The 1377-nt window shown below is 72.2% G+C and carries 2 protein-coding genes; one reads left to right on the forward strand and one right to left on the reverse strand.

Features of this window, described 5'->3' with window-relative positions:
• Positions 1–29: 29 nt before the first annotated feature.
• A complete protein-coding gene (locus PPSIR1_RS41370; RefSeq protein ID WP_157596542.1) occupies positions 30–806 on the reverse strand; it encodes a hypothetical protein in 777 nt (258 codons plus the stop codon).
• Between the two features lie 159 nt (positions 807–965).
• Between PPSIR1_RS41370 and PPSIR1_RS41375 the strand changes: the two genes are divergently transcribed.
• Positions 966–1377 (forward strand): alcohol dehydrogenase catalytic domain-containing protein (locus PPSIR1_RS41375; protein ID WP_198154738.1); only part of this gene is annotated, 412 nt, incomplete at its 3' end.

Genomic DNA, 1377 nt, shown 5'->3' on the forward strand with positions numbered 1-1377 from the left:
GCCTCTTTTCGTGGTTGGGATGTATCGGTTCAGGCGAAGCAGCACTCGTCGATGAGATCCCAGTCCCCGGGCGCGGCACAGACCGCGGCGTCGTCGGCACAGCTGGCGAAGGCCTCGCCGTTCTCGCTGCAGGTGCAGCCCTCGCCGTCGGCGCAGCTGACCTCGAAGACGTCGCCGCCGCAGTCCTCCGAGAACACGCAGTCGCCGGGGTTCTCGCCCACGCCGACGCTCTCGATGCACTCGCCCTCGCCGCCCTCGCAGGTCGACTCCTCCTCCTCCATGCACGGGTAGGGCACGGGCTCGCCCTCGGTGAACTGCAGGAACTCCTCGCAGGTCAGGCCGGCGATGCAGCTGGTCAGGGCCAGCTCGGCCTCGAGGCACTCGGGATCGTTGGTGTAGGCCGCGTGGGAGTCGACGCACTCCTCGACGCAGCCCTCGATGGAGAAGGGCAGCTCGCAGCCTTCGAGGAAGGCGCAGGCCGCCTCGCACTCGGTGATGACCTCCTCGGGGAGCTCGCCTGTCTCGCCCTCGGTCGTGGTCTCCCCTTCCTCGCCCGCGGTCGTCTCCTCGGCGGTCCCGCCCATCTCCTCGTTCGCGGTCTCGCCCGCGGACTCGGAGGTGTCGGTGCCCTGATCCTCGGAGCCCGCCTCGGTGCCCGTGGTCGAGTCCGTGCCGGCCTCCTCCCCAGCCGTGTCGGACTCGGTCCCAGCCTCGTCGGTTCCGGGGGGAGCGTCGTCGGCGGGGCAGGCCAGCAGCAGGGGCGCGAGGGCCAGGGCGGACAAGACAGAAACAATGCGGAGCTTCATGGCTGGGTGGTCCTCGCCGCGGCGACACGGTTCAACGCCAGGGGCAGATCGGGCGCGTGCAAAGTCGTGCGTCTGCTCCCGTCCTGCCGCAAAAGACAGGGATCCACGCCACACTCGTGCGCGATCGCCCCCGCGGCGGGACTCCGCTAGGCTGTGCCCGTGCGCGCCCTGATCCTCGAAGGCCCCGCCGGCGAGCAGCCCCGGCTGCGCTTGACCCATGACCAGCCCGAGCCCAGCCCAGGACCTGGGGAGGCCCTCGTCCACGTCCTGGTCGCGGGCGTGTGCGCGACGGACCTCCAGCTCAGCCAGGGCTACGCCGACTTCCGGGGCGTGCTCGGCCACGAGTTCGTGGGTCGCGTGGACGCGGCGGACGACTCGGCGCTCGCCGGGCGCCGCGTCGTCGCGGACATCAACGCCAGCTGCGGCGTGTGCCCGACCTGCGTCGCCGGGCACCCCCACCACTGCCCGCACCGCCGGGTGCTCGGGATCCGAGGCGCGCCGGGGGCCTTCGCCGAGCGCCTCGCCGTCCCGCGCACCAACCTCGTCCCCGTCCCCGACAGCGTCGACGACG

This window comes from Plesiocystis pacifica SIR-1 (assembly GCF_000170895.1).
In the GTDB taxonomy this organism is placed as follows: Bacteria; Myxococcota_A; Polyangia; order Nannocystales; family Nannocystaceae; genus Plesiocystis; species Plesiocystis pacifica.

Excerpts from the sequence above, each read along its gene's own strand:
- PPSIR1_RS41370 (WP_157596542.1), bottom strand. The coding sequence starts at position 806 with ATGAAGCTCCGCATTGTTTCTGTCTTGTCCGCCCTGGCCCTCGCGCCC.